The following is a 24,360-nucleotide window of genomic DNA, read 5'->3' on the forward strand; positions in this document are numbered from 1 at the left end:
AGGCGGGGAAGGCGTGTTGCTCAGGGGTCATCGCTGGCGTTACGGCGTCGTCGTGGCCCTGCTTCTCTTAGTCGTGGTGAATGCGCTGGCACCGTGGGGATACGACCGCGCCGAGGCGGGGATGATCGCGGTGCAGGCGATCCTGGGCGCCGTGATCGTCGTCCGCGGCTTCGTGGTCGCTCGGAAGGTTGACGGCACAGCTCGATGGTGGCGGGTCCTGATCGCTGCCTCGTGCTTGAGCTGGCTCATCGGTGAACTGCTGTGGTGGACGGGCGGAGGTTCCGACGACGGTCGAGTGGCCGGTGCGAGAGAGACCGTGGCGTATCTGCTGCCCGCGGTGCTCATCTTCTCGGCAGTGGTCGTGCTCGGGCGCGTGGGCGTCGGGCGCACCAAAACCCCCGACCCCGTGCACCACTACTCGCTCGTCGCCTCCGTGCTCGACGCGATCGTGGCGGCCATCTCGTTTTCGCTGCTGTCCTACATGGCCGGATACGGTGCACTGGCCGCAGCGGCGTTCCCCCGGTCGGACAACCCGCCCATCCTGGTGACCTATTCGCTGCTCCAGCTGTGCGCGGTGGTGGCGGGGGTGTTCTTCGCCAGTCTCTATCGGCCAGGCCGGCCATATCGGGCGGACTGCCTGCTGTTGACCGGCGGGGTCATGTTGCTCGCGTGCGCCGACCGGTTGGTGGCCTACTTCCGGACCGTCGGCTTGCAGAACGGTGACTTGTGGGGCGGCGGCGCGTTCATCATCGGACTCATACTGGTGATCTACGCACTCGCCACACCGACGCCGCAGTCAGAAGCCGCCGCGCAAAGCAGCGATCGGCTGATGGACTGGGTGCAATTGGTCCTGCCGTTCGCCGGATTCGCCGGAATTGCAATGCTTTACGGCTACCACGTGATGATCGGCAAGGAGATCGACGGGGTGCTGGTTGTCGGAGCGGTGCTGATGGTTTTGCTCGTCGCCACGCGCCAGGCCTTCGCGATGCGCGCGCAGCACAGGTTGACGGTGCGGCTGCTCGACGCCCAGCGCCGGCTCGCGCACCAGGTTCATCACGACGCCTTGACCGGGCTGCCGAACAGGCTGCTGTTCGGCAAGGAGCTCGAAACCGCGGCAACCAGAGGCGGTTTCGTGCTGATCTTCGTCGACCTCGACGACTTCAAGGTCGTCAACGACCGGTTCGGGCACGCCGGCGGTGACGAGCTGCTGCGGGCCGTGGGCGAACGCCTCCGACGATGCGTGCGGGAATCGGACACCCTGGCACGCATCGGCGGTGACGAGTTCGCGATTCTGATCAACAGCGACGTGGCCGCACCTGAAGTCGTCGCCGACCGCGTCCGGGCCGCGCTTCGCGAGCCGTTCGCGGTTCACGGCTCGAGCGTGCGGGTCCGCGCGAGCATGGGCCTGGTGCGGCCGCATGCCGGTGACGACAGCCAGACGCCCGACGATCTGCTGCGTAAGGCCGACCACTCGATGTATGAGGGTAAACGCCTGGGAAAAGACATCGTCGTCGTCTACCCGTCGATGATCGGCCGGGCAGTGGACTTTCCCGCCGCGTTGCGTCACGCCGACGGCGAGCCGCCGGCCGGGTTCAGCCTCGTCTATCAGCCCATCGTTCGGTTACCGGAGGAGGTTCCGGTCGCCATCGAGGCGCTGGCGAGGTGGATCGCACCCGACGGCACGCAGATACCGCCCGAGACGTTCGTGGCCGCCGCCGAGGCCGCGGGGCTCGGCGATGCCTTCGACGCGATGGTGCTCGACCAGAGTTGCCGGGAAGTCACCGCGGCCGGTTCGGGTATCGATTTGCAGGTCAACATCGGGGCGGGACGCTTGCGCGACGGCGGATTCCGCGACGTGGTGGCCGGGACGCTGGCGCGCTACGGCATGGAACCCAGCCGGCTGACGTTGGAGATCACCGAGACCGTGCCGGTCGTCGATCTCGACGAGGCAGCCGCACAAATACGGCGGCTCAGGTCTATTGGCGTCAAGGTGGCCCTGGACGATTTCGGTGCCGGGTACAACTCGCTGACTTATCTGCACGCGTTACCCATCCAGATCGTCAAGCTCGACCGCAGCCTGTTGGCCGGACCCGAACCCGCGCAGGCCGCCACGCTGTACCGATCGGTGATCGCGGTGTGCGATCCGTTGGGCCTGGAAGTGATCGCCGAGGGCATCGAGACGGTGGAGCAGGCCGAGATGGTGTTCCTCGCGGGCTGCTCGCTGGCTCAGGGGTATCTGTTCGGGTCGCCCACTGCGATCACCGATCTGCCGCCGAACCTCATGCGGCCGACACACCGTAGCGTCGCGGGTTCCTAGCACGATCATCGGTGACGAGCGGTACGGTCGGGCGGTGAGCAGCCCCTCGCGTCCGGTCACCCAGCTCGACAAGACTGCGGTCGTCGAAGCATTGTTCGCCGAATGGCACACGATTGGTGACCTGTTGGCGGGCCTGGGCGAATCGGACTGGCAGGCCGCGACGTCGCTGCCCGGTTGGACGGTGCACGACGTGACGGCCCACATGGTCGGAACCGAGTCGATGTTGGCGGGCATGGACATGCCGCAGCCGGATGTCGATGTGTCGGTGTTCGAGCACGTGCGCAACGACATCGGTGTGCTCAACGAGCGGTGGGTGCTCGAGTTGCGGACAATCAGCGGCGCGGAGTTGAGGGACCGTTTCCAGGCCGTCACCGCCGAGCGTCGTGCGGCGCTGACCGCGATGGGCGACGACGAGTGGAACCAGGTGACCGCGACGCCGGCCGGCCCGGACAGCTACGGCCGGTTCATGCGGGTCCGGATCTTCGACTGCTGGATGCATGAGCACGACATCCGCGATGCGCTCGGGCGGCCGGCGTCGGACCCGACGGGCGCGCCCGCGATGCTGGCGCTCGACGAGATGGCGGCCAGTATGGGTTTTGTCGTGGGCAAACTGGGTGGGGCGCCCGACGGGTCGCGGGTGTCGATCGTGTTGACGGGACCGCTGGGCAGGACGATTAACGTCGCGGTCGAGGGCCGGGGCAAGGTCGTCGAGGACTTCGGCGATGCGGAACCGACGGCGACGATCACGCTCGATGCGCTGCTGTTCGCGCGGCTGGCCGGTGGGCGGGTCGCGTTGGCCGAGCACGCCGACGAGATTGGCTTCGGCGGCGACGGGGAGGTCGCCAGGCGTGTCGTCGATCACCTCAACTACGTGATCTGACCAGGGGCTTTGGGCCGGCGCGGGCATAAATACGTAGTGCCGGGCGTTGTAGGTCGCGTACCATGGAATGTCCTGCCGTAGATCGGCGGGCGCGTTGTTAGACAACTACACAGGGGCTGAACGGTTTCGACTTCGAGTGTCGAATCAAGGGAAGCGTGCCGGTGCAGGCAAGAGACCACCGTTAAGCGTCGTTGCAACCAATTAAGCGCCGATTCCAATCAGCGCGACTACGCTCTCGCTGCCTAAGCGACAGCTAGTCTGTCAGCCCGGGAGAGCCCTCGACCCGGTGCCTGGCATCAGCTAGAGGGATAAACCGGTGAGTTCGGTCGCGGGACTCATCGGGACATCAAACAGCGACTGGGATCGTCATCCTGACTTGTTCGCGTGATCAGGAGATCCGAGTAGAGGCATAGCGAACTGCGCACGGAGAAGCCTTGAGGGAACGCCGTAGGACCCGGGTTCGATTCCCGGCAGCTCCACCGAATAGAAGCTGGTCAGAGCTCTAAGGCTCTGGCCAGTTTTCTTTTCCATCAACATCTCATCAACATCGCGGTCTATAGTCGCCGCCATGGCATCGCTGAGACCATGCACCCGCAAGGACGGCAGCACCTTCGTCCAGGTCCTCTACCGCCTTGGCGGCAAGCAGACCTCGACCAGCTTCGAGGATCTCGTCGCGGCCACCAAGTTCAAGGGCCTCGTCGAGAAGTTCGGACCCGAGCAGGCACTGGCGGCTCTGGCCGCCGACTCGGCTGGTTCGACGACGACGGTGGCGGAGTGGGTCGAGCACCACATCGACCATCTGACTGGTCTGCGGAAGTCGACGCTCTGGGACTACCGGTCTTACTTAAAGAAGGACATCGGACCGTCGCTAGGGGAGCTGCCACTGACTGCGCTCACCCGCGAGCATGTGGCGAAGTGGACCCAGGATCTCGCCGCTGCCGGAGCCTCGGGCAAGACCATCAGCAACAAGCACGGCTTCCTGTCCTCGGCTCTCAACGCCGCCGTCCGCGACGGTCGCATCCCGAGCAACCCGGCACTGGGCCAGCGTCTGCCGACGACCGAGCGAGCAGACATGATCTGCCTCAGCCATCAAGACTTCGCCCGGTTGCTGGAGAACGTCAGCGAGTACTGGCGACCGATGGTGGAGTTCCTGGTCGCCTCCGGTGCCAGGTGGGGCGAAGCCGCCGCACTCAAGCCCTCGGACATCGACCTCAAGACAGGCACTGTGAGGATCACCAAGGCCTGGAAGCGGACCTACGATCGAGGCGGATACGAGATCGGTCCGCCGAAGACCAAGAAGTCGGTGCGGACGATCAACGTCCCGAAGGCCACCCTGGAGAAGCTCGACGTCACAAGTGAGTGGGTCTTCTTGAATAAGGCCGGAACCTTCGTGAAGTCGAACGGCTTCCACGACCGGGTCTGGTCCCCGGCGGTGGCCAGGACCTGGCCGTCGACCGACGCCGACGGCAACCCGATCACCGACAAGTCCGTCCCGATCCTCCGGCCCCGGATCCACGACCTCCGCCACACCTGTGCCTCTTGGATGGTGCTGGCCGGTGTCCCGCTGCCGGTGATCCAGCAGCACCTCGGCCATGAGTCGATCAACACGACCATCGGTCTGTACGCCCACATCGACCGCCGGTCCATGTCGGCAGCAGCAGACGCCATCGGCGCTGCTCTTGGTGTCTAAGCATTTCTAGTAGCTAGCAGGATATTGTGGCCCGCAAGGCATTTCGATCTGCTGAGCGTCGCTTATGCGTTCCCTCAAGGTTTTTCGTGTCTGCTACCGTTGTTTCGAGACCTGCCCCGCAGGATGTGCCGAAGGAGACCCCAAGGGTCTGATCAGTTCGATCAGAAGGGGTCCTTCGTGTCCACGACCAATCTCACCTACTCCAGCGCCGACGCTGCCGACAAGATGGGCGCACCATCCGAACGGTGGCTGATCGAGAAGCTGCGTTCCGGCGTGTTCCCAGGCCGCAAGGTTGGGCGGCACTGGCGGATGACGGAAGAGGACATCGCTGATGCCCTCACAGCCTGCTCCAACGAAGTACGTCGGATTCCGGCGGAGGCGATGCCTTCGCCGTCCGGCTTGACACTCACGTCACGCAAGCGGGTGATGGGCCTGTGACCGTCGATACGCCTCGGGTGAAGTCGTACTGCATGCCCTGCCGTGAGCAGGTGGACCGGGATCTGCTTGAGGACAACCTGAGCGACTCCGACCACCGCATCGGTGGCGGGCCTCACGCCCTCGACGAGATCGAGGTGTCGGCGCAATGACCGAAACGGAGAACCGGTCCGATGCGCGAAACATCGGACCGGCCCGAAACACTCACGCGACCAACGGAGCTGACAGCCAGGATACCCCCGTTCGGTATGGCCTGACTCTGCTCGACGACGACGAACGCCAGTTTCTTAAAGACCTCGATTCGCTTCGGTGCGCGGTCTGGACCAGCGGACCCCGCCGTGATGACGAGGCCGAGTTCTACCGGCCCCGCGGATGGCAAGCCGCCGACGATCTCTGGAACTCCGCCAGGTACGGGTCATTTAGCATGGGTGACTGCCTGTGCGCTAACACCGGCGGGCGCGTGATCGTGGTGGACGTGGACCCGCGCAACGGTGGTGACATCGACGCGGTGCGCCAGTGGCTTGGCGGTCTGAACGTGAGGATCTTCGCGGACGTCATTACGCCGTCAGGTGGCCGTCACTTCTACATCGACGGGGCTTGGCGCGAGGACATCAACACCGTGCACGGCAAGCTTCCCGGGTTGCCGGGGGTGGACCTGCAAGCCAAGGGTGCCAACGTGTTTCTTCCCGGTACTCGACGCCCGAAGTACGACGGCAAGGGCTACGAGATCGTGTTCAACGATTTGGCGAGCATGCGCATCGAGGGAGACGAGGCAGGCGCAGCCGCATTGGCCGCTTGGCTCGACGAACACCTGCGGAAGGCCGTGCCCGCCGTAGATGGCCAGCCGTGGGACGGGACACCTCCCGACGCCCGCCAGCGCGCCTACCTCAAAGCCGTGCTGACCAACTCCACCAAGGAGGTGGCCGAAGCCGCCGAGGGTCGCAGGAACGACACCCTGAATCGGGCCGCGTTCACGCTCGGTCAGTACGTGACGGGTGCGGGCCTGGACTGCGGACGCGCCGAAACCGCGCTACTGGAGGCGGCAGAGCGGTGCGGCCTGCCCCGTGAAGAAGCGGAGACCACCGTCACCAGCGGCATGACCGCAGGCCTAGACAATCCACGCGCGGTGCCCGAGCGTGACGACCCCGATCCGCGAGAATCGTTCGTTACCAGCCGCGAATGTGCAACCTCGGGATCGTCTACGCCGCCGGCGGACACACCTGTCCTTGATGGTCGAGATTTGCTCACCGAGCTACTTGACACTCTGCGCCGCTATGTGTGGTTCCCGGACGACCATGCCGCCGTCGCTGTGGCGCTGTGGGTAGCCGCAACCCACGCCATCGAGGCGTGGAACGCTGCGCCTCGACTTGTGCTGAACAGCCCGCAGAAGCGGTGTGGAAAGTCCCGCGCCCTCGATGTCATCAGCGGCATGTGCCACGCTCCGCTCATCACAGTCAACGCCTCGGTGTCGGCAGTCTTCCGCTCGCTTAACAGCGACCGACCGCCGACGCTCATCATCGACGAGGCGGACACGATCTTCGGCAACAGGAGGAGCGCGGAGAACAACGAGGATCTGCGCGGTCTGCTCAACGCCGGCCATCAGCGCAACCGGCCAGCACTGCGCTGCGTCGGGCCGCAGTTGGTTCCGACGGAGTTCCCCACGTTCGCCATGGTGGCGTTGGCAGGCATCGGTGCCATGCCTGACACCATCACCGACCGTGCGATCAACATCACGATGCGTCGTCGCACCAGTGACGAGCGCGTAGCGCAGTTCCGGTGTCGCCGGGACGAGCCGGTACTGCATCGGTTGCGGGACCGACTGGCTGTTTGGGCACATGTCCACGTCGACGAACTCACCGACGCCGTGCCCGACATGCCAGTTGAGGATCGCGCCGCCGACACCTGGGAGCCACTGGTGGCCGTTGCCGACATCGCCGGAGGCGACTGGCCCGCCAAGGCGCGTGCCGCTTGCCTGGCCATGGTCGAGGGCGCTGACGATGTCGACCAGGCTCGTTCGTTGGACGTAAGGCTGCTCAGCGACATTCGGCAGATCTTCCTCGACAAGACGGCGTCGTTTCTGCCCTCTATCGACCTAGTGGACGCGTTGCGACACTTCCCCGATTCACCATGGAGGGAATTTGACTACACAACCAACAAACTGGCTCACCGCCTCGCGCCATACGGGGTGAGGTCAGGTCACAACACCGAGAAGACCAAGCGTGGGTATCGGCTAGAGCACTTCCATGACGCCTTCGGTCGCTACCTGCGTCTGGACCCGTCCAGCCCGTCCGAAACGCATCAAGAACAGGACAGACGAGCGGACGGCCCGAAACACCCGGACACCTAGAGATGTCCGGGCATGCCTGAACCGTCCGGTCGTGTCTCCTGTTCAGAACAAGTTTCGGACGGCCTGGACGCTTCCGGACGCCCCGCGGGGACTTAGTACCACCCGAACGTAAAGCTTCTTGATTATGAGCCGCAGGCGGATTCAGCTTGCCTCTCCTGCGACATGGGCACCAGGCTGAATGCCGGTACACTGGGGTCCGTTCACTCCACGCCAGCGGATCTACACGCGGGTGGTCTGATGCGCCGGTAGCGGGTCGCAAGCACCGGTATTAGGTCGCGTGGAAGTTCAGCGGCAACGAATCTTCCACGTGGTCAACGGCATGCGCTCGGACGTTGCGAGGCAGGCCCGACGCTTTGGAGCCGCGTAGCGCGCACGCGGCTCCGAAAGGCGTTGCGCTGCAAGCAGCCTGTAAACCCTGTAGCGCAGATAAAATGAACGTAAGTACTCTCCAACAACTACCAAGCTTTCCGGGGCCGTACCCGGCGGAGTTTGCTGATCCACACGATGCCGCTGACCTGGAAGCTTGTCGGGAGCATTCCGAAAACTATTGTTGGAAGATGTAATTCGATCCGATGTTGAACCAAACGCCGGTGTCCGGCTTTCGCTCCTCAGTCCGTGCTGCTCCTTGCCTTACCGCAGGAAGTGTCGGTGTGCGATGGGACAATGAGTGAGTGGACGATGACGGGACGACCTACCTGATGACGGGTATCGAGTACACCTACGACGAGCTGATCGCCGCATTGGATGCCGAGGCCGCGACGCTCGACCCGGAGCAGTGGGTGGGCGGCTGGGATGCCCACGAATACCTCATCGACGCCCTTCTTGTGGGCACCATCGAGCGGGTGTACCCGGACGACGGTGACGGTGAGTGGTCGCGACGGTAGTTGCAACATATGCGGCGCGAGGTGGTTTGCGCTCGGGTGCAGTTCGATAGGGACGCAGGTATAGCCCCAGGGCGACGCACTACGGGCATCCACTGCGGGAATCGGCCGGGCCGCGCCTTTCGTGCACGGAGCCATCGAGGGAGTTGAATAGGCCTATGCAAGGTATGGAGTGGCGTGATGGCAGGTGGCGCACTTGGGCTGACGGAGTCCAGCCCGAACGCTGCCCCGGCTGCGGTTATCGGGGTGCATCGCTCGAGTACACCGATGAGCGGGAGCTTCGGTGCAGTAAGTGCGCTCCGCAGCTGTTTCCACCGGGTCGTGAGTAGGGCCCGTCAAGACTGAGGGGCGCGTCAAACCTAGGGTGATACGTCCTGAGCCTTCTGTGCACAACCCGTGGTCTAATGGCGATCGTGGTGGGGAAGTTCTGGCAACGCAAACCAGTCAAGCGCGGAGTCGCATATTCAGATTACGCACTGGAAAGGATGCGCCAACTAGAGCTGCAACCTTGGGTACGTGCCGAGATCATGGAGATCAACGCCAATGAGTTGGAAGAGGTTGACTCCCCGAACCCGTTAGAGGGCTATCTCGTTGGTCATCCAAGCATCATGTGGCGGCGTGCTGTCAGGCGTAGAGATATTCAGTCGTATCTAGGGTTCGAAGCAGAAAGCGACGACGAACTTTCCGACGCCTGTAACTATGTGTCCGTGTATCGGTGGGCTACGGACGATGAGGCCATCCGATATGAACTAGAGGGTGACACGCTCCTGGTTGTCTCGTTGATGACTAATCTTGAATTGGCCCGTTACATCGATGTCAGCAGCCCCGAGTAGCACTCGTTACCGACGGCGTGATCGCCTGGTCAGTTCGCGGTCCGCTTTGCTCGTATCCACCTCGACGTCTAACCCTGCTGCCGCGTCTTGGGCGGTGATAATTCCGCCAACGGTCGACTCGCCAATGAGCTGAGCCTTCACTTCCACATCTTCAAGCGCACGTGCGATCACGCGGGCCTCGAGCGGAACGCCTGCCAGCGGATAGATGACCGCAACAAACCGTCCGTGACGGGTGATGACCCCCGGCTTACCCGTCCTGTTGATCTCCTCGATCGTGCCCGCAGTGTCCTGGTTCAACTCGCGCATCGTGTAGAGGTGAACTTGATCGACACCGCTAGATAGGTCGTGTTTCACGGTTATCCTTTGCTTAACGTCCCCCTGGCAGCTCTGAACCTAGCGGTTCACAGCTTCAACCACGTCTCGAATGTACTACATTTGTCTGATGACGGAGCAGTCGCCCTCCGACGAGGACCGAGACGCACCGTTCGGCGGTCACTACCAGTCCGCGCTGGAGAATCTTCGCGCCACTGTGAAGTGGCTTGTGGCGTCAGCCGGTGCGGTCGTGGCGGCGATCATCGCAGGTGCACAGCTTATCGACTACTCGGACCGATCGTGGCTCGGAGCCGGAATCGCCGCGATCGCAGTTGTCGTCGCGTTGTCTCTGGCCATTGCACTCGTCGCACGCGCAGCAAAGATCTTGACTGTGCCACGGAGCACGATCATCGAGCTCGCTAACGCGGAGACCCGAGAAGGCCCGTCTGCAGACCAGCAGAGAATCGCCGGGATCTTCAAAGATCCCAACGTTGAGTGGATACTGGCGCGGAGTTCGTATCTTTTGGGGCAGTACAAGACTGTGTCGGAGCTCCGTGATGCGTACGACAGCGCAGTGGAGACCGTTCAGGCTGGTGTCGGCGATGGCGCCGCCAACCGTCGCCTCGGCATTCTTCGGAGCTATGTGACGCGGGTTGAAGATGCCGCGCACTATCGAGATACCGCTGACAGCTACAACGACCTTATGGGCAAGTTCCGCAATGGCTCTATCGCTTTTGTGGCGGCAGTGATTGCCTTCTCCATTTCAGGACTTTTCCAAGCGTCGCCTGAGCCAAAGCCGCACAACTTAATTACGGAACCGGTACCGGTCCGCGTTCAGTACCCGAACGACCCCGAGTCGATCGCACCTAGCTGTCGTGATCGCGCCGGTGTCGCAATTGACGGCACGCTCGCGCAACCTACCGTGGTCGTACCCGCAACCGCGGGTTGCGTGGCAGGAACGGTTGAACCGGGACACGGCGGCGCGGTCGTGATCCCGCAAATCTCGCCTGAGCCGTAGCAGCCCTGGCGGGACAAGTCCTCGCTTACGGCTGGTTTAGCCTGCAAGGTCGCCCAGGATCTCACCGTGCTAACTGTGGCCGTAGGGCTGTGCGAACTGTCTCAGAAACGATCACCTCTGAGACGCACCGCGGCGATCTCATCGGCCAGCAGTTCCGCCAGGTCGGCATGTCTCAAAAGTTCGTCTCGAAACCGAGTGTTTCAATACTAGCGACTAGAGCATTTATGAGACACTTGATCGGTGACCGCCTCCGCCACAACCACCGGTACCCGCATCGGCTACACCCGCGTCTCCACCGTCGCTCAGACCCTCGATCAGCAGAACGAGGCACTGCAGGCCGCTGGAGTCACAAAGACCTTTTCCGACGTGATGTCGGGGGCTCGCGACGACCGGCCCGGTTTGGCCGATCTGATGGCTTACGTCCGTGCGGGCGACACCGTGGTGGTGTGGAAGCTCGACCGACTCGGACGCAACATGCTCCACATTCTGCAGACGGTCCGCGACCTGACCGCCCGAGGCGTCACCCTCGTGTCGGTCACCGACGGCATCGACTCCTCGACCCCTGCTGGCCGGATGATGATCGGCGTCCTGGGGTCCTTGGCCGAATACGAGCGCGAGTTGATCCAGGAGCGGACCGCTCTCAAGCGGGCGGCGTCTCGGACGAACGGCACCAAGTTCGGCAGGCCCCGCAAGGTCGATGACGGCGAGCACATCGCCACCGCGATGCGGATGAAGGCCGACGGTCACACCGCCAAGGACATCGCGAAGTACCTCGGGGTGAGTCGGGCGACGCTCTATCGGTACTTGGAGAAAGCGCAGACTTAGTCACGTTATTGATGTCGTCCGCTGGGCGACGAGGTCGCCGAGCAGTTCGGGATCGATGGGGGCATCGTTGTTCAGCGCCGCGCCGAGTCTGATGCCACCAATGCTGTCCCACACCGACAGTCTGGCGAGACGCCACGTCTGAGATTCCGAGGCGGCGATGTCCTTGATCGCGTCGTACAGGGCGCGCTGCTTCCATCGTGGTGCACCAGCGTCCTGCAGACTGCCGGCTTCGCCGGCAGATCCGAACATCGCTTCACAAGAAGGGCTTGTCCACCGCTTGCCCCACTTGCCAGCTTGAAGGCACTCGTCCTCGTACCGCAGGCAGAAATCGGGGTAGGCGTCGCGCCAGGGCAGCTTGGCGGACTCCGGTGCTTGAAGGGTGCTGAACCGGTAGCGATTGAAATGAAGCTCCTCGTCTAGCTCCAACACCAGACCGTCGGCGAACGCCAAGTCCCACGCCCCAGGGCGAAAGACACGCATCGGCTGCAAACCGCCAAGCTTGCCGTACAGCGTAGTCACGGTCGTCTGCGCTTCGCCGGACAGTCCATCCAATCGAGGCGGTGAGGGTGTGTGTATCGCAGGTCGCAGCCCGGCGCGGAACAACAGTTGCTGCAGCACCGCAGCGCGGGCACCGGTACGGACCATCTCTACAGTCTGCCGGTCGTGTCCGACCTGCCGACTAGGCCCGCAATACCGGCATTAGCCCACCGTGACGCGGTAGTTTTCCCCTGTCTCGGAATCGGACCAGGGGAGTGAATCGAGAACATGGCGCAGACCAATGCCAACTTGATCTGGAAGATCGCTGACCTGCTGCGGGGGCCGTATCAGCCCAACCAGTACGGCGACGTGATCCTGCCGTTCACGATCCTGCGCCGCCTGGACTGCATCTTGGAACCGACCAAGGACGAAGTCCTGGCCGAGTACAAGAAGATCCAGGCAACCAAGGTCGATCCCGCCGTCATGCTCAAGGCCAAGTTCAAGTTGCCCTTCTACAACACCTCCCGATGGACCTTCGCTGCACTCGTCGGCGATCCCGAAGGCGTCGCCGACAACCTCATCGACTACATCGAGCACCTGTCACCCAATGTGCGCGACGTCTTCGACGGGTTCCGCATGATCGACCTCATCGGTGACCTCGCCAAGTCCGATCGCCTGTACCTGATCGTCAAGGAGTTCGCCGCCGTCGAACTGCACCCAAGGGTGATCAGCAACCACGACATGGGCTACATCTTCGAAGAGCTGATCCGCAAGTTTGCCGAGTCCAACAACGCCCAAGCTGGTGACCACTTCACCCCCCGCGAGGTCATCTCCCTCATGGTGGACATCTTGTTTCACACCCAAGACGACGTGCTGACCAAGCCCGGCACGGTCCGCACCATCTACGACCCCGCCGCTGGAACGGGTGGCATGCTCTCGACGGCCTACGACCATCTCACCGAGATGAACCCGAAGGCCCGCCCGGTGCTCTATGGGCAAGACATCAACCCGCGTTCGTACGCGATGTGCAAGTCCGACATGATCGTCAAGGGCCAGGACGTCGACAACATCTACCTCGGCGACACCCTCACCGACGACGGGTTCCGCACCAAGCACTTTGATTTCCTGCTATCGAACCCGCCGTTCGGGGTGGCGTGGAACACCCAACAGAAGAAGGTCACCGACGAGTACGAGCAGCGCGGCTTTGCCGGACGGTTCGGCCCCGGTCTGCCCAGGGTGTCGGATGGCTCGTTGCTATTCCTGTTGCACCTGATTTCCAAGATGCAGCCTGTCAAGGGTGGCGAGGGCGGCAGCCGCCTGGCCATCGTTCTCAACGGCTCGCCGCTATTTACCGGTGGCGCGGGCTCGGGCGAGTCGAACATCCGGCAATGGATTATTGAGAACGACCTGCTCGACGCGATCATCGCGCTGCCGACGGACATGTTCTACAACACCGGCATCAGCACCTACATCTGGATCTTGGACAACAACAAACCCGCCAAGCGCAGGGGCAAGGTCCAACTGATCAACGCCGTCGACATGTACGGCAAGATGCGCAAGTCGTTGGGGTCTAAGCGCAAGGAACTGCGGCCCACGGACATCGAGCGGATCTGCCACCTCTACGACAGCTTCCGCAATGAGCACGGCACCGACGAGCGCCCTGCCCACTCGAAGGTCTTTAAGGGTGAAGAATTCGGCTACTCCACCATCACGATCGAACGTCCATTGCAGCTTCGATTCACTCCAACCGAGGACCACGTTGAGGCAGTGCTGGCTCAGAAGAGCGTCGACAAGTTCAAGGACGGCGAGAAGGCCGCTATCCGAAACGCCTTGACCGGTTTGATCGGGTGGGAATGGAAGGACCGCGACGGATTCATCACCGAACTAAAAGACGCGCTCCGCAAGGCTGGGCTGACCAAACCGGCTGCCCCCCTCGTCAAGACAATCTGGTCGACCATAGGCGAGCACGACGACGCCGCCGTCATCGTCACCGACTCCAAAGGCAATCGCGAACCTGACCCCTCGCTGCGCGACACCGAGAACGTGCCCCTGGTCGACGACATTGAGGAGTACTTCGTCCGTGAGGTCGTGCCCCATGTTCCCGATGCCTGGATCGACCACGACAAGACCAAGGTGGGCTACGAGATCCCCTTCACCCGCCACTTCTATCGTTACAGCCCACCTCGCCCGCTCGAAGAAATCCAGAAAGACCTCCGTGCCCTCGTTGGGGAGATTCAGGGGATGCTCGACGAGGTCGGAGCATGAGTTGGCCCACCTATCCTGACCTGAAACCGTCTGGCATCGAGTGGTTGGGAGAGGTCCCAAGCCACTGGACTGTAGACCGCATTAAGTGGTCGGTCAGTAGCAGCCAGAACGGAATTTGGGGTGCCGAGCCAGATGGAGGTCCGGACGACATCCGATGTGTTCGCGTTGCCGACTTCGACCGCCCCAGACTGGCCATCCAGGATCGCGACGTGACTTATCGAAAGGTGAGTCGACCGGAGAGGCAAGGCCGCTTACTGCGAAAGGGGGACCTCATCCTTGAGAAGTCGGGTGGTGGCGAGAACAACCCGGTGGGATTTGTAGTGCTTTATGACCGGATGGACGCCGCGGTTACCTCGAACTTCGTTGCGAGGGTGACTCTCAGGCCGGGCATGGAACCTCGATTCTGGACCTACTTGCATTCGTGGTTGTATAACTCGCGCCTGACTCGTCGTTCCCTCAAACAGACGTCAGGGATTCAGAATCTCGATCAGCAGAGCTATTTCGACGAAAGGGTCTGCTTCCCTCCGTCACCCGATCAGATCACCATTGCCGACTTCCTCGACAGGGAGACAGCCAAGATCGATGCGTTGATCGCGAAGCAGGAGAAACTCACCGCCATCCTGCGCGAGGACCGTACCGCCACCATCACCCATGCCGTCACAAAGGGACTCAATCCCAATGTTGAGATGAAGGAAACGGGCGTCCCGTGGATTGGGCGCGTTCCCTTCCACTGGACAGTCGGAAAAATCAAGCATGGCTTCTCCGTAACGCTCGGAAAGATGTACCAGGGTGCGGCGCAGCACGCAGCGGATGTCGAGCTTCCCCACTTGAAGGCGGGCAGCCTGACACCGGCGGGCCTGCAGACTGAGAATCCAATGATGTGCTGGTTCACCCCAGGCGAGATTCGATCACTCACTCTCAAGAAGGGTGACGTGCTTGTCGTAGAAGGCGGTGCAATCGGGCGATGCGTCGTTCTCGATCGAGATTTGGAAGGATGGGGGTTCCAGAAGTCGTTGAATCGTGCTCGCGCACGTGGTGACGACTCTCCGGAATTCCTCGCCTACCTGATTGAAACTGCGACCGAATCGGGCCATGTAGCAGTGCTTTGCGGGAAATCGACCATCGGTCACTTCACTGCGGAGAAAGTCGCGGCACTCGAATGGCCACATCCAACAGTGCAGGAGCAGCGGGCGATTGTCGCGTTCCTGACAGCTCGATGCGCCGAAATCGACCTGCTAATCGCCAAGGCTAACGCGGTGATCGAGACACTGCGCGAGTACCGCTCGGCTCTCATTACCGATGCGGTGACTGGGAAGATCGACGTGCGAGGGGCGGCCTAGCGATGGCGCAGCAGCATCATGAGTCGTCGTTTGAGGTCGAGATCTGTGAGCACCTGGCCGCGCACGGCTGGCGGTACTCACCGACTGATGCAGGCTACGACCGCGAGCTGGCGATGTTTCCGGAAGACGTGTTCGGGTGGCTAGCCGACACGCAGGCCGATCAATTGGTCAAACGGGTCAAGCCGGACCTGACGGGTGAGGCGCTGGCGAAGGCGCGGCAGGGCGTCCTCAATACCTTGGTAAAGGCCCTTGAGGCTGATCCGAAGTCAAACGGGGGCACGTTGTCGGTGCTGCGGCGGGGGTTTAAGGACCTCAACGCGCAATTCCAGATGTGTCAGTTCCGGCCCAACACCTCGCTGAACGAGACCACCGCGAAGAAGTATGAGGCGGTGCGGCTGCGGGTGATGCGGCAGGTGCACTACTCCACGAAGAACGCCAACAGCATCGACTTGGTGTTCTTCGTTAACGGCATACCCGTCGCGACGGCGGAGTTGAAGACCGATTTCACCCAGAACATCACCGACGCGGTGCTGCAGTACAAGAATCACCGGCTGCCCAAGGGCGAACCGCTGTTGGCGTTCGGGTCTCGGGCGGTGGTGCACTTCGCGGTGTCCAACAGCGAGGTGCAGATGACCACCAAGCTGGCGGGCAAGGACACCTACTTTCTGCCGTTCAACCGGGGCGACAACCACCACGCCGGTAACCCACCGAACCCGCACGGATCACCGACGGCGTACCTGTGGCAGGAGATCCTGCAGCGAGACACCTGGCTCGACATCCTCGGACGGTTCCTACACCTGCAGGTCACCGACAAAATCGACCCGGTGTCGGACAAGAAGATCCGCACCCAGACAATGCTGTTCCCGCGCTACCACCAGTGGGACGCGGTGACCCGATTGATTCAAAACGCCCGCACCCAGGGGCCGGGACATCGATACCTGATCCAGCACTCCGCTGGATCGGGCAAGACCAACTCCATCTCTTGGTTGGCGCACCGGCTCTCGGTGCTACACGACGACGCCAATAAGCCGGTGTTCGACTCGGTCATCGTGATCACCGACCGCAACGTGCTCGATGCTCAACTGCAGGAGGCGATCCGTCAGATCGACAAGACCCCCGGCGTCGTCGCCCATATCGACGGTTTGGGCGGGTCAAAATCCCAACTATTGGCCGATGCCCTGCAGGACGGGACGAAGATCATCATCGTCACCATCCAGACGTTCCCCTACGCCTTGGATCTGATCCAGGGACAAACCTCGTTGAAGGGCAAGAACTTCGCGATCATCGCCGACGAAGCTCACTCCTCACAGGCTGGAGAGGCTTCCAAGCGTCTGAAAGCGGCTCTGGCCGCCTCTGAGCTGGAGGAACTGGAGGACGGCGGCACAGTCGATGCCGAGGACGTCCTGGCGGCGGAGGTCGCCGCACGGGCCGAATCGACGAACCTGTCGTTCTTCGCGTTCACGGCCACCCCGAAAGCTAAGACTCTGGAGTTGTTCGGCCACAGGGGCATTAGCGGTAAGCCGCACCCGTTTCATCTGTATTCGATGCAGCAGGCCATCGAGGAGGGCTTCATTCTCGATGTGTTGAAGAATTACACCCCGTACAAGACGGCGTTCCGGCTCACCCACAACGGACAGTCCTACGAATCACAAGCCACCAGCACCGGCACGATCGCGGTCACCGGCAGCGCCAGCAGTGACTTGGTGGATAAGTCGGCAGCGGTGAAGTCGGTGATGAACTGGGTCAAGTTGCATCCGACGAACATCTCCCAGAAGGTGCAGATCATCGTCGAGCACTTCCGCGCCAATGTCGGCTGGCGGCTAGATGGCAAGGCCAAGGCCATGGTCGTCACCTCGTCGCGCAAGGCGGCGGTGCGCTACAAGCTGGCCTTCGACAAGTACGTCGCAGAGCAGGGCTATGACGACGTCGCGGCGCTGGTGGCGTTCTCCGGCGAGGTCACCGACGCCGACTCCGGCGTGGACAAGGTCACCGAGACCTCGATGAATCCGGGGTTGAAGGGCCGCGATCTGCGCGATGCGTTCGCCGCCGACGAGTACCAGGTGATGTTGGTGGCCAACAAATTCCAGACCGGCTTCGATCAACCGTTGCTAGTGGCGATGTACGTCGATAAGCGCCTGTCAGGTGTCGCGGCGGTGCAGACACTGTCGCGGCTCAACCGGGTGGCACCCGGCAAGGATCAGACGTTCGTGCTGGACTTCGCCAACGGTGCCGAGGAGATCGTCGAGGCGTTCGAGCCCTACTACGAGGCGACCACGCTGGCAGACGTCACCGATCGCAATATCGTGCACGAGACCATGGCCAAGCTCGATGCCGCCGCGATCTACCAGGAATCCGAAGTGGAGGGGCTCGTCGCGGATTACCTGGCGCACAAGGGCAACAACGCGCTGACGAAGTGGGTGACTCCGGCCCGTGACCGCTTCCGGGACCGTGAGCGTATTGCCGACGACGCCAACGACAGGGCGGCGCTGGACGAACTCATCATGTTCCGTAAGGACGTCGGCACTTTCCTGCGGCAGTACGACTTCCTCTCCCAAATCTTCAACTACGAAGACCTGTCCCTGGAGAAGCTGTCCATCTACCTGCGGCACCTGGCTCCCGTCATCACTGCTGAGCAGCTCCAGCATGAGATCGATCTGTCCACCGTCGATTTCGACTACATCGCCCAACACGAACAGGGCACCACCGCAGGCAAGCTCGCGGGCGGTATTCCGCTCGAACCGGCCAAGGAAGCCGGGACCGGCAGCGTCAAAGACCCGGAACTGGTCGCCCTCGCCGAGATTATCGAGAAGATCAACGACTTATTCTCCGGCGATCACCCCGATTCCAGCGTGAAGAACGTTGTCACTCACGTGAAGGAACGACTCGAAGAGAGCGAAATCCTGCAGCAGCAAGCACAGCACAATTCGTTGGCCCAGTTCTCCGCTAGCCCGGACCTGCATAGCGAGTTCATGACGGCGGTCATCGGGGCAATGGCCTCGTCAGAAGATCTTTCGACACAGATCATCAACAACGCAGATCTGTCACAGAAACTGCTCGCCGAACTGGTGCCGATCGTCTATCGGGGTTTGAAGGCGAGTGCATGAGGACAGGGGACTGATGGATAGTGAGTGGTCAGAGGAAGTTCTCTTCCCGTCCGCCAACGCGATCGGATACCGACTCATTTTCGAGGCAGAAACCTGGCTGCGGAGAATCTGTTGGACGGCATTGATGCTATCTCAGGGCCCGAGTTGGGCAGGATCGTTGGACGAGTCGTTTCGTAAACGTCTTGAGTCGCAATCGGCCAACAACAGGTCGCGGTGGTATCTGGGCGTTGATGCAGAAGAAGAACTCCTGTGGTCCACCACTCACGGACAATTGGCTAGTCTCCTACGCCGAGATGTAATCCAAGAGCAGATCCATCATTTGTGCGGTTTTTACGGCGAGCTTCTCGCGAGCCGTCTGGAGTCGGTGGCGATGATTCGCAATACACTGGCGCACAGCCGAGCCATCTCTGATGATTCGATTACCATCTTGAACGCAGACCTGTCCGTTATCAGAGCGGCGGTTTCACGGTTTAAGTGGAGTGCGGTCTACACCGAGGGTGACCTTGTCTCCCTAGACGACGATGTGCCGGAAGATTTGTTTGACTTTTTGTTCGCCTTTAATGAGCGGCAGAATACTCTTCACGGTCAGCAGTTATTTGTAGAAGCCAACGCTGACTTCGTGTCCCTTATTCGGTTGCCTGCGCCTCCGTGGGGTTACCCCGACTGCGCCAAATTCAGGCGTCAGCTCGGCGAAGTCGCTCATTTGTTAGTTGCCGTCCTTGCCAACAAAGAGGGCAGCGAGTTTCAACTCTTGATGCCCCGGAATCTCTCTACCGAGGACAAAATTGAGGTGCTCTACCGATTCATGAATCCTGATCTGTTGCTCCATTCGTGGACTGAACTCCCGTTCGAAAAGCAGCCGACCCCCGCTTGCTGGTGGCCTCGATTATGGTTCTACGAGAATCGATATCCGGCCAAGTGATTATGCGGTGGTCCTCCAGTCGCGATCCGAGTGCGTAGTCAACACCAGCGCCAACACCTCGTTATATGTCGCAAAGTAACCATCAAGGCCAGATCGCGCCAAGCGCCGCCCGTGCTTCGGATCGCCGCGCAGGGAAGTTCGCGTCGATAGTCTCCATGCATGACGGCAATTTCACTGCGAAGCCTCACAGGCGATCTCGACCCAGTCGAGTGCAAGCTGCACTGTGCCGTTTTCAACGGCAATGACCATCCAATCGACGTCCTAACGCGCTCATGGGACGAGTGGGTCAAGTGGAGTCGGTGGCGGCCCGCCCGCAATGAGTTCAATCGGCAGTTCATCTTTACGCTAGCGCGGGACCGAAACGACCCGGCGCTCTGGCTATTCGGCGGCGTCTTCGAGGTCAAGTCCCGTGGCGACAAGCCGAACGCGCATTCCTACAAGATCGTCTTGCGCGACGATCTGATGGGTCCATACATCAAGCGGCTGTGGGTGAAATTCCGCCCGACTGGTCGGGCCATCCGGCTCAACATGGACACCTACATCGACGACATCGAAGTGGTGTCCATCTCAAAGCTGCCCTACACCGGTGAGCCCTTCCCTGGTCACGACCGCATCAACCACAGCATCGGCGTTCTGGAGACTGCGGTAACTCAAGAGTGGAACGACTGGCGCGGGGCCTTGCAGTACATGAAGGGCGTCTACGTCATCCACGACGTCGAGACCGGGAAGGCCTACGTCGGCGCTGCGTACGGAGATACCGGGATCTGGGCCAGACTGCGCCAGTACGTCGACGGGCTGCACGGAAACAACGTCGCGCTCAAGGAGCTGGTAGGGCAGAAGGGCGCTGAGTACGCCCGGTCTAATCTTCGATTCGCGCTGCTGGAGTTCTGGTCTATGCGTACCCCGGATCAAGAGGTCCTGGACCGCGAGTCGTATTGGAAGGACGTTCTGCTCACCCGGCAGTTCGGCTTGAACAAGAACTAGACGACTCGCGCCGTCCACGCCCGTTGATGCCATCAACGCCATTCGCGAATCCGCAGGTCATGTGGCGTGGTTTCGTGCGGTTTCGCGTCGTCTCCTCTTGTATTTCTGCAGGTCAGCGTGAAATTCGTACCGGTTTCGATTCCCGGCAGCTCCACTGGAAAGGGCCGCAGAAATGCGGCCCTTTTTCTTTGCCTGTTTGCTCTACGTCGACAGTTGTGTCAACAAACGTGTCCCAGGGGCGGTCACCATGGCTTCGATTCGGTTAGCAGCATGGACGGGTCCGCGATCTCGTCGGCATCGTCGGTCCGCTCAAGACGCTGGAGTCGGCCGACGCAGATCGTCACTGGTGGCTTACCCGCTTTCTTCAGAAGCGCAGTGCCCTCCGCTGTCAAAGTGGTCCGGCTGCTGCGCCTCGGCAAAACGACCTGACGCGTCACGATTCGCGGCCGCTCCCCCGGTCAAGTCACGGGTTCAAGTGCTCACCGTGGTAACTCAGAGTGGACAGGATGTCGGTGTCGCCGTTACCCGGGGCCTAGCGGGAGTTCTCATAGACGTTGCGGCTGCTGCTGCCGATGTGGCGATGGAAGCTCCGCAACCGCTCCGGCGTGCAAGTCCCCACATGTCCGTAGAACAAGACGGCAGATTTCGTGTTCCAGCAAACAAGTTATAGGGAAACCCCTGATTCCCTTTCGCCGTTTCAGGCGGAGACTCGGTGTTGTAGGTGGACCCCCAGGTGGGGAGGACGCCTCACATCCAATCAAAGTCGGGGCATGCCATACGAGTCGTGGCCGCGTTTGTCGTGGCGGCAACCGCCTTCGGGGCGGCGGTAGCGAAAAGTGCGGCACCCGTTGACTTGTACGACAGAAGGCAGGGCTTGACATGTTGAGACGATTGCTGACGGTTGGAGCCGTCGCGGCCTCGATCGGCGTTGGTGGGTGCGTAGGTGTGGGTGCGGCGTTGGCTGACCCTGCCGTGTGTGGCGTGCCGGGGACGCCGCCGTGTGCGCCGTCGCTCAGTCCTCAGCAGCAGTGCGCACTAGTCGCGTGGCGAACCTGGACGCCGTGCAACTGGGTGGGTGTGCAAGTTCCGATCGGTACACCGGGCAGCGTCGGCTGATAACGATGCGGTCGTGGGTTACGTCAATCGCGCTTACGCACGTGACCAACCCATGTCACTCGCTTTCCGGCAGATGACGAGCGCCTCGACGTAGTCCCAGCGATAGCGGTCGGGGGCCTCCGCGACGCGTTCTTCGAGCTCTTGGAGAAAAGCGGTGAAGAGGCCAGCCGCCCGTGCCTCCCCCTCGCGGGCGAATGCACGGAGGAGGAGCGGCCCTCCCCATGCGCCCACGCTCTGGACATAGTCGTGCGCGAACGCCGCGGGATCCCCGTGCCAGTAGGGGTTGTCGATGCGGAAAAGTTCGATGCTCTCGAGCTCGAGGCCGGCGAAGCGCCCGGCACCCGCCTCGAATGGGGCCCGGAACTCGCCGAGTGTGCGCGACCAGACCGGAACGACTGCCGCGTCGACCGTGGCGCCGCTTATTCGCCCCGCCCGGCGCCAGTCGGCGAGCAGGAGGTTCATGTCCCCGACGATCTCGACGTAGAGCCCCGTCCTGTCCGGGCATGGAGCCGGGGAGGCCGGGATGGCCGCGATGAACCAGCCCCCTGGCGACAGCTCGAGTGAGCGCATCTCGAGCATTTCTTCCCACTGGCGCGCCGCGGCGATGCGCCAGGTACGTCGCTCGTCCTGATCCACGTGGTCCGGGTATCCGGGAAAGACCGAGCCGCTGGAGACCAGGCCAGCGGCGTCGGCGATCCAGTGCATGGTCGTCCCGCTCACAGAGAGGTGCGCTGTGCCTCGTGGAAAGGCGGGGGCCTGATCGAGAGGGATTCCGGCCATGGAGACGACCGCGGCGGGAGGCGGGTCGCGATCGAGAGCTCGACGACAGGCCTTGCCGTGGGCCTCCGGCGAGCCGTAATGGGCGCCCGCGCCCGTATCGGCGATCCCGGGGCCGGACTCGGCCTGCCCAGGGGTCACGACCACCACTCCCTGGTCCTCCGCCTCGCCAAAGGCGTCTCGCAGGTGGGCAGCGGCGACCCGCCATCCGTTCGTCGGTAGGTCAACGAGCGCGTATATCAAAGGCCGGCCGGAGCGCTGTGCCACGAGATCACGGATGAGGCCGTGAGAGTTCACGCCGTCGGCGGCTCCCAAATCGGCCACGCAGAGCACCGGCTCGGCCGATAGCCTCTCCGCGGCGGCCAACACAGTTGGGTGAATCGCCTCAAAGCAGGCGCGCTGCGAGAGGGCGTGTCGCGCATAGTCGTCCGCCATGCTCAAGAGCTCGGGGCGACAAGACGGCGTGGTGCTTCCTTCCGCAGCGCCGCGGTCGGGAGGCCGTTTGGGGCCGATTTCTGCTGGAAGATCCATGCTCACTCCCGCCCCTCGGCGCGGCCGCCATGGTGAAACTATACTTTCCTGCATCGGCGAAATAGCTCATGTTGCTCCGTTAACAGCCCGCGTCGAACTCGACAAGACCACCGGTGACGCGATCCTTCACTCACCACACAGTCGTCTTCCGCTGATTTCTGCGTCTGGTCCGATCCGGCAGCTCCACCAAGAGGAGCTACTGGCCAGAGCAACCCGCTCTGAACAGTTCTCTTTTCGCCATCACCAGTGAAGTGAATTTGCCTCTGGCCCTGCTGATTTGGCCGTTTGTCCCGGAGCCTCTTGCGCGCGGACATAAGCTTCCGGCCACGAGGCGGCCGCCCTGATCGCGATGTCTCCCACGGATTTCCATTTCAAGATCGCACGACCGCGAGGTTGAGCTTGGCATTTACCGCGTCGACAACTTCGGCGCACAAAGGAGGTTGGAGCGTTGTCGACCAAGCTGAGGGCCCAGCTGTGACCCCAGAACTAGGGCGTCTCCACGGAAAGTCCGCCGTGATCACTGGGGCGGCGTTCGGGATCGGCCGGGCGACGGCCGTGCGTTTCGCGCGCGAAGGAGCCCGGTTGATCGTCACCGACATTAGGAGTGAGCCGCTGCTCGCGCTGGCCGACGAACTGCGGCAGTCCGGGGCGGAAGTCGAGACAGTGGTCGGCGACGTCTCGGTCGAAGGCGATGCGCAGCGGATGATCACAGCGGCGACCGACCGCTACGGACGGCTCGACGTGCTGGTCGCGAACGCTGGGATCATCCCGCTCGGCGATGCGCTTGAAGTCTCTGCCGCCGACTGGGACGAGGTGATGGCCATCGACGGCCGCGGAATGTTTCTGACGTGCAAGTACGCGATCGAGGCGATGTTGCCTACCGGGGGCGGCGCCATCGTCTGCCTCTCCTCGATCTCCGGACTGGCAGGCCAGAAGCGACAGGCCGCCTACGGGCCCGCCAAGTTCATCGCTACCGGCATGACCAAGCACCTGGCCGTCGAGTGGGCCGACCGCGGCATCAGGGTCAATGCCGTTGCCCCAGGGACGATTCGAACCGAGCGAGTCAAGCAGCTTCCTGATGAGCCGGGTGGGTCGGAGTATCTGGCGGCGATCGAGCGCATGCACCCGATCGGCCGTCTCGGTGAACCGGCCGAAGTCGCCAGCGCCATCGCCTTTCTCGCGTCCGACGACGCCTCGTTCATCACCGGAGCAGTGTTGCCCGTCGATGGCGGATACCTAGCGCAATAGTGTTCTAACCGTGAGTTAGCGCCCGCCACAAGAAATTGCCTCCACTCGAGCAAAGGAG

19 protein-coding genes and 1 other RNA gene are annotated in these 24,360 nt (G+C 62.2%); 17 read left to right on the plus strand and 3 right to left on the minus strand.

Going from position 1 to position 24,360, the window contains the following annotated elements:
• Nucleotides 1–52 precede the first annotated feature (52 nt).
• From AU192_RS03825 to AU192_RS03855, 9 genes are all read left to right on the plus strand, one after another.
• Entirely contained in the window at nt 53–2,317 is a 2,265-nt protein-coding gene (locus AU192_RS03825) for a putative bifunctional diguanylate cyclase/phosphodiesterase (protein WP_242656894.1), read from the plus strand.
• 34 nt (nt 2,318–2,351) lie between these two features.
• The gene (locus AU192_RS03830) at nt 2,352–3,197 is read left to right on the plus strand and encodes a maleylpyruvate isomerase family mycothiol-dependent enzyme (RefSeq protein WP_064394406.1); all 846 of its coding nucleotides are present in this window, start codon (nt 2,352–2,354) and stop codon (nt 3,195–3,197) included.
• 112 nt (nt 3,198–3,309) lie between these two features.
• Nucleotides 3,310–3,679: a transfer-messenger RNA gene (ssrA, locus tag AU192_RS24955) on the plus strand.
• Nucleotides 3,680–3,765: 86 nt separating this feature from the next.
• Nucleotides 3,766–4,887, plus strand: a complete 1,122-nt coding sequence (locus tag AU192_RS03835) for a tyrosine-type recombinase/integrase (protein WP_064394407.1) — start codon at nt 3,766–3,768, stop codon at nt 4,885–4,887.
• A gap of 177 nt (nt 4,888–5,064) precedes the next feature.
• Nucleotides 5,065–5,325 (plus strand): helix-turn-helix domain-containing protein, encoded by a 261-nt coding sequence (locus AU192_RS03840; protein WP_064394408.1) that lies wholly within the window; start codon nt 5,065–5,067, stop codon nt 5,323–5,325.
• Nucleotides 5,322–5,474 (plus strand): hypothetical protein, encoded by a 153-nt coding sequence (locus AU192_RS25630; RefSeq protein WP_165593262.1) that lies wholly within the window; start codon nt 5,322–5,324, stop codon nt 5,472–5,474. The genes AU192_RS03840 and AU192_RS25630 overlap by 4 nt, the downstream gene beginning before the upstream one ends.
• On the plus strand, nt 5,471–7,669 hold the full coding sequence (locus tag AU192_RS25340) for a DUF3631 domain-containing protein (protein ID WP_120275406.1): 2,199 nt from the start codon (nt 5,471–5,473) through the stop codon (nt 7,667–7,669). Before AU192_RS25630 ends, AU192_RS25340 begins: the two co-directional genes overlap by 4 nt.
• Nucleotides 7,670–8,340: 671 nt before the next feature.
• Nucleotides 8,341–8,553 carry a hypothetical protein gene (locus AU192_RS03850; protein WP_064394409.1) on the plus strand — a complete coding sequence of 71 codons (213 nt, stop codon included), beginning with the start codon at nt 8,341–8,343 and terminating at the stop codon, nt 8,551–8,553.
• A gap of 401 nt (nt 8,554–8,954) precedes the next feature.
• Entirely contained in the window at nt 8,955–9,383 is a 429-nt protein-coding gene (locus tag AU192_RS03855; protein ID WP_064394410.1) for a hypothetical protein, read from the plus strand.
• 6 nt (nt 9,384–9,389) lie between these two features.
• On the opposite strand, the gene AU192_RS03860 is transcribed toward AU192_RS03855, so the two are convergent.
• Nucleotides 9,390–9,737 (minus strand): hypothetical protein, encoded by a 348-nt coding sequence (locus AU192_RS03860; RefSeq protein WP_133148010.1) that lies wholly within the window; start codon nt 9,735–9,737, stop codon nt 9,390–9,392.
• Nucleotides 9,738–9,825: 88 nt separating this feature from the next.
• Here AU192_RS03860 and AU192_RS03865 point away from each other — a divergent pair, with 88 nt between their 5' ends.
• Nucleotides 9,826–10,713 carry a hypothetical protein gene (locus AU192_RS03865; protein WP_133148011.1) on the plus strand — a complete coding sequence of 296 codons (888 nt, stop codon included), beginning with the start codon at nt 9,826–9,828 and terminating at the stop codon, nt 10,711–10,713.
• Nucleotides 10,714–10,953: 240 nt separating this feature from the next.
• A complete protein-coding gene (locus tag AU192_RS03870; RefSeq protein WP_082694897.1) occupies nt 10,954–11,538 on the plus strand; it encodes a recombinase family protein in 585 nt (194 codons plus the stop codon).
• On the opposite strand, the gene AU192_RS03875 is transcribed toward AU192_RS03870, so the two are convergent.
• A complete protein-coding gene (locus AU192_RS03875; RefSeq protein ID WP_242656895.1) occupies nt 11,539–12,183 on the minus strand; it encodes a DUF7255 family protein in 645 nt (214 codons plus the stop codon).
• Nucleotides 12,184–12,303: 120 nt separating this feature from the next.
• Between AU192_RS03875 and AU192_RS03880 the strand changes: the two genes are divergently transcribed.
• The 5 genes from AU192_RS03880 to AU192_RS03900 all read left to right on the plus strand — a co-directional run bounded on the left by AU192_RS03880 (nt 12,304) and on the right by AU192_RS03900 (nt 20,630).
• The gene (locus tag AU192_RS03880; RefSeq protein WP_064394413.1) at nt 12,304–14,280 is read left to right on the plus strand and encodes a type I restriction-modification system subunit M; all 1,977 of its coding nucleotides are present in this window, start codon (nt 12,304–12,306) and stop codon (nt 14,278–14,280) included.
• Nucleotides 14,277–15,620: a restriction endonuclease subunit S gene (locus tag AU192_RS03885; RefSeq protein ID WP_064394414.1), complete on the plus strand. Its 1,344-nt coding sequence runs from the start codon at nt 14,277–14,279 to the stop codon at nt 15,618–15,620. The genes AU192_RS03880 and AU192_RS03885 overlap by 4 nt, the downstream gene beginning before the upstream one ends.
• A 2-nt stretch (nt 15,621–15,622) precedes the next feature.
• Nucleotides 15,623–18,724 (plus strand): type I restriction endonuclease subunit R, encoded by a 3,102-nt coding sequence (locus AU192_RS03890; RefSeq protein WP_064394415.1) that lies wholly within the window; start codon nt 15,623–15,625, stop codon nt 18,722–18,724.
• A gap of 13 nt (nt 18,725–18,737) precedes the next feature.
• Nucleotides 18,738–19,646: a hypothetical protein gene (locus AU192_RS03895; protein ID WP_133148012.1), complete on the plus strand. Its 909-nt coding sequence runs from the start codon at nt 18,738–18,740 to the stop codon at nt 19,644–19,646.
• Nucleotides 19,647–19,805: 159 nt separating this feature from the next.
• Nucleotides 19,806–20,630: a GIY-YIG nuclease family protein gene (locus tag AU192_RS03900; RefSeq protein ID WP_064394417.1), complete on the plus strand. Its 825-nt coding sequence runs from the start codon at nt 19,806–19,808 to the stop codon at nt 20,628–20,630.
• A gap of 1,149 nt (nt 20,631–21,779) precedes the next feature.
• Here the strand turns inward: AU192_RS03900 and AU192_RS03905 are convergent.
• Entirely contained in the window at nt 21,780–22,958 is a 1,179-nt protein-coding gene (locus AU192_RS03905; protein WP_064394418.1) for a class I SAM-dependent methyltransferase, read from the minus strand.
• A 570-nt stretch (nt 22,959–23,528) separates the two neighbouring features.
• On the opposite strand from AU192_RS03905, the gene AU192_RS03910 reads away from it, so the two are divergent.
• On the plus strand, nt 23,529–24,302 hold the full coding sequence (locus AU192_RS03910; RefSeq protein ID WP_064394419.1) for an SDR family NAD(P)-dependent oxidoreductase: 774 nt from the start codon (nt 23,529–23,531) through the stop codon (nt 24,300–24,302).
• Nucleotides 24,303–24,360: the final 58 nt, after the last annotated feature.

The organism is Mycobacterium lehmannii, from assembly GCF_001499925.1.
Taxonomy (GTDB): Bacteria; Actinomycetota; Actinomycetes; order Mycobacteriales; family Mycobacteriaceae; genus Mycobacterium; species Mycobacterium lehmannii.

What these genes read in the sequence shown, in the direction of transcription:
- AU192_RS03895 (WP_133148012.1), top strand. Translation starts at nt 18,738, where the DNA reads ATGGATAGTGAGTGGTCAGAGGAAGTTCTCTTCCCGTCCGCCAACGCG.
- AU192_RS03885 (WP_064394414.1), top strand. Translation starts at nt 14,277, where the DNA reads ATGAGTTGGCCCACCTATCCTGACCTGAAACCGTCTGGCATCGAGTGG.
- AU192_RS03875 (WP_242656895.1), bottom strand. Translation starts at nt 12,183, where the DNA reads ATGGTCCGTACCGGTGCCCGCGCTGCGGTGCTGCAGCAACTGTTGTTC.
- AU192_RS25340 (WP_120275406.1), top strand. Translation starts at nt 5,471, where the DNA reads ATGACCGAAACGGAGAACCGGTCCGATGCGCGAAACATCGGACCGGCC.
- AU192_RS03905 (WP_064394418.1), bottom strand. Translation starts at nt 22,958, where the DNA reads ATGGCGGACGACTATGCGCGACACGCCCTCTCGCAGCGCGCCTGCTTT.
- AU192_RS03855 (WP_064394410.1), top strand. Translation starts at nt 8,955, where the DNA reads ATGGCGATCGTGGTGGGGAAGTTCTGGCAACGCAAACCAGTCAAGCGC.
- AU192_RS03880 (WP_064394413.1), top strand. Translation starts at nt 12,304, where the DNA reads ATGGCGCAGACCAATGCCAACTTGATCTGGAAGATCGCTGACCTGCTG.
- AU192_RS03835 (WP_064394407.1), top strand. Translation starts at nt 3,766, where the DNA reads ATGGCATCGCTGAGACCATGCACCCGCAAGGACGGCAGCACCTTCGTC.
- AU192_RS03865 (WP_133148011.1), top strand. Translation starts at nt 9,826, where the DNA reads ATGACGGAGCAGTCGCCCTCCGACGAGGACCGAGACGCACCGTTCGGC.
- AU192_RS03900 (WP_064394417.1), top strand. Translation starts at nt 19,806, where the DNA reads ATGACGGCAATTTCACTGCGAAGCCTCACAGGCGATCTCGACCCAGTC.
- AU192_RS03890 (WP_064394415.1), top strand. Translation starts at nt 15,623, where the DNA reads ATGGCGCAGCAGCATCATGAGTCGTCGTTTGAGGTCGAGATCTGTGAG.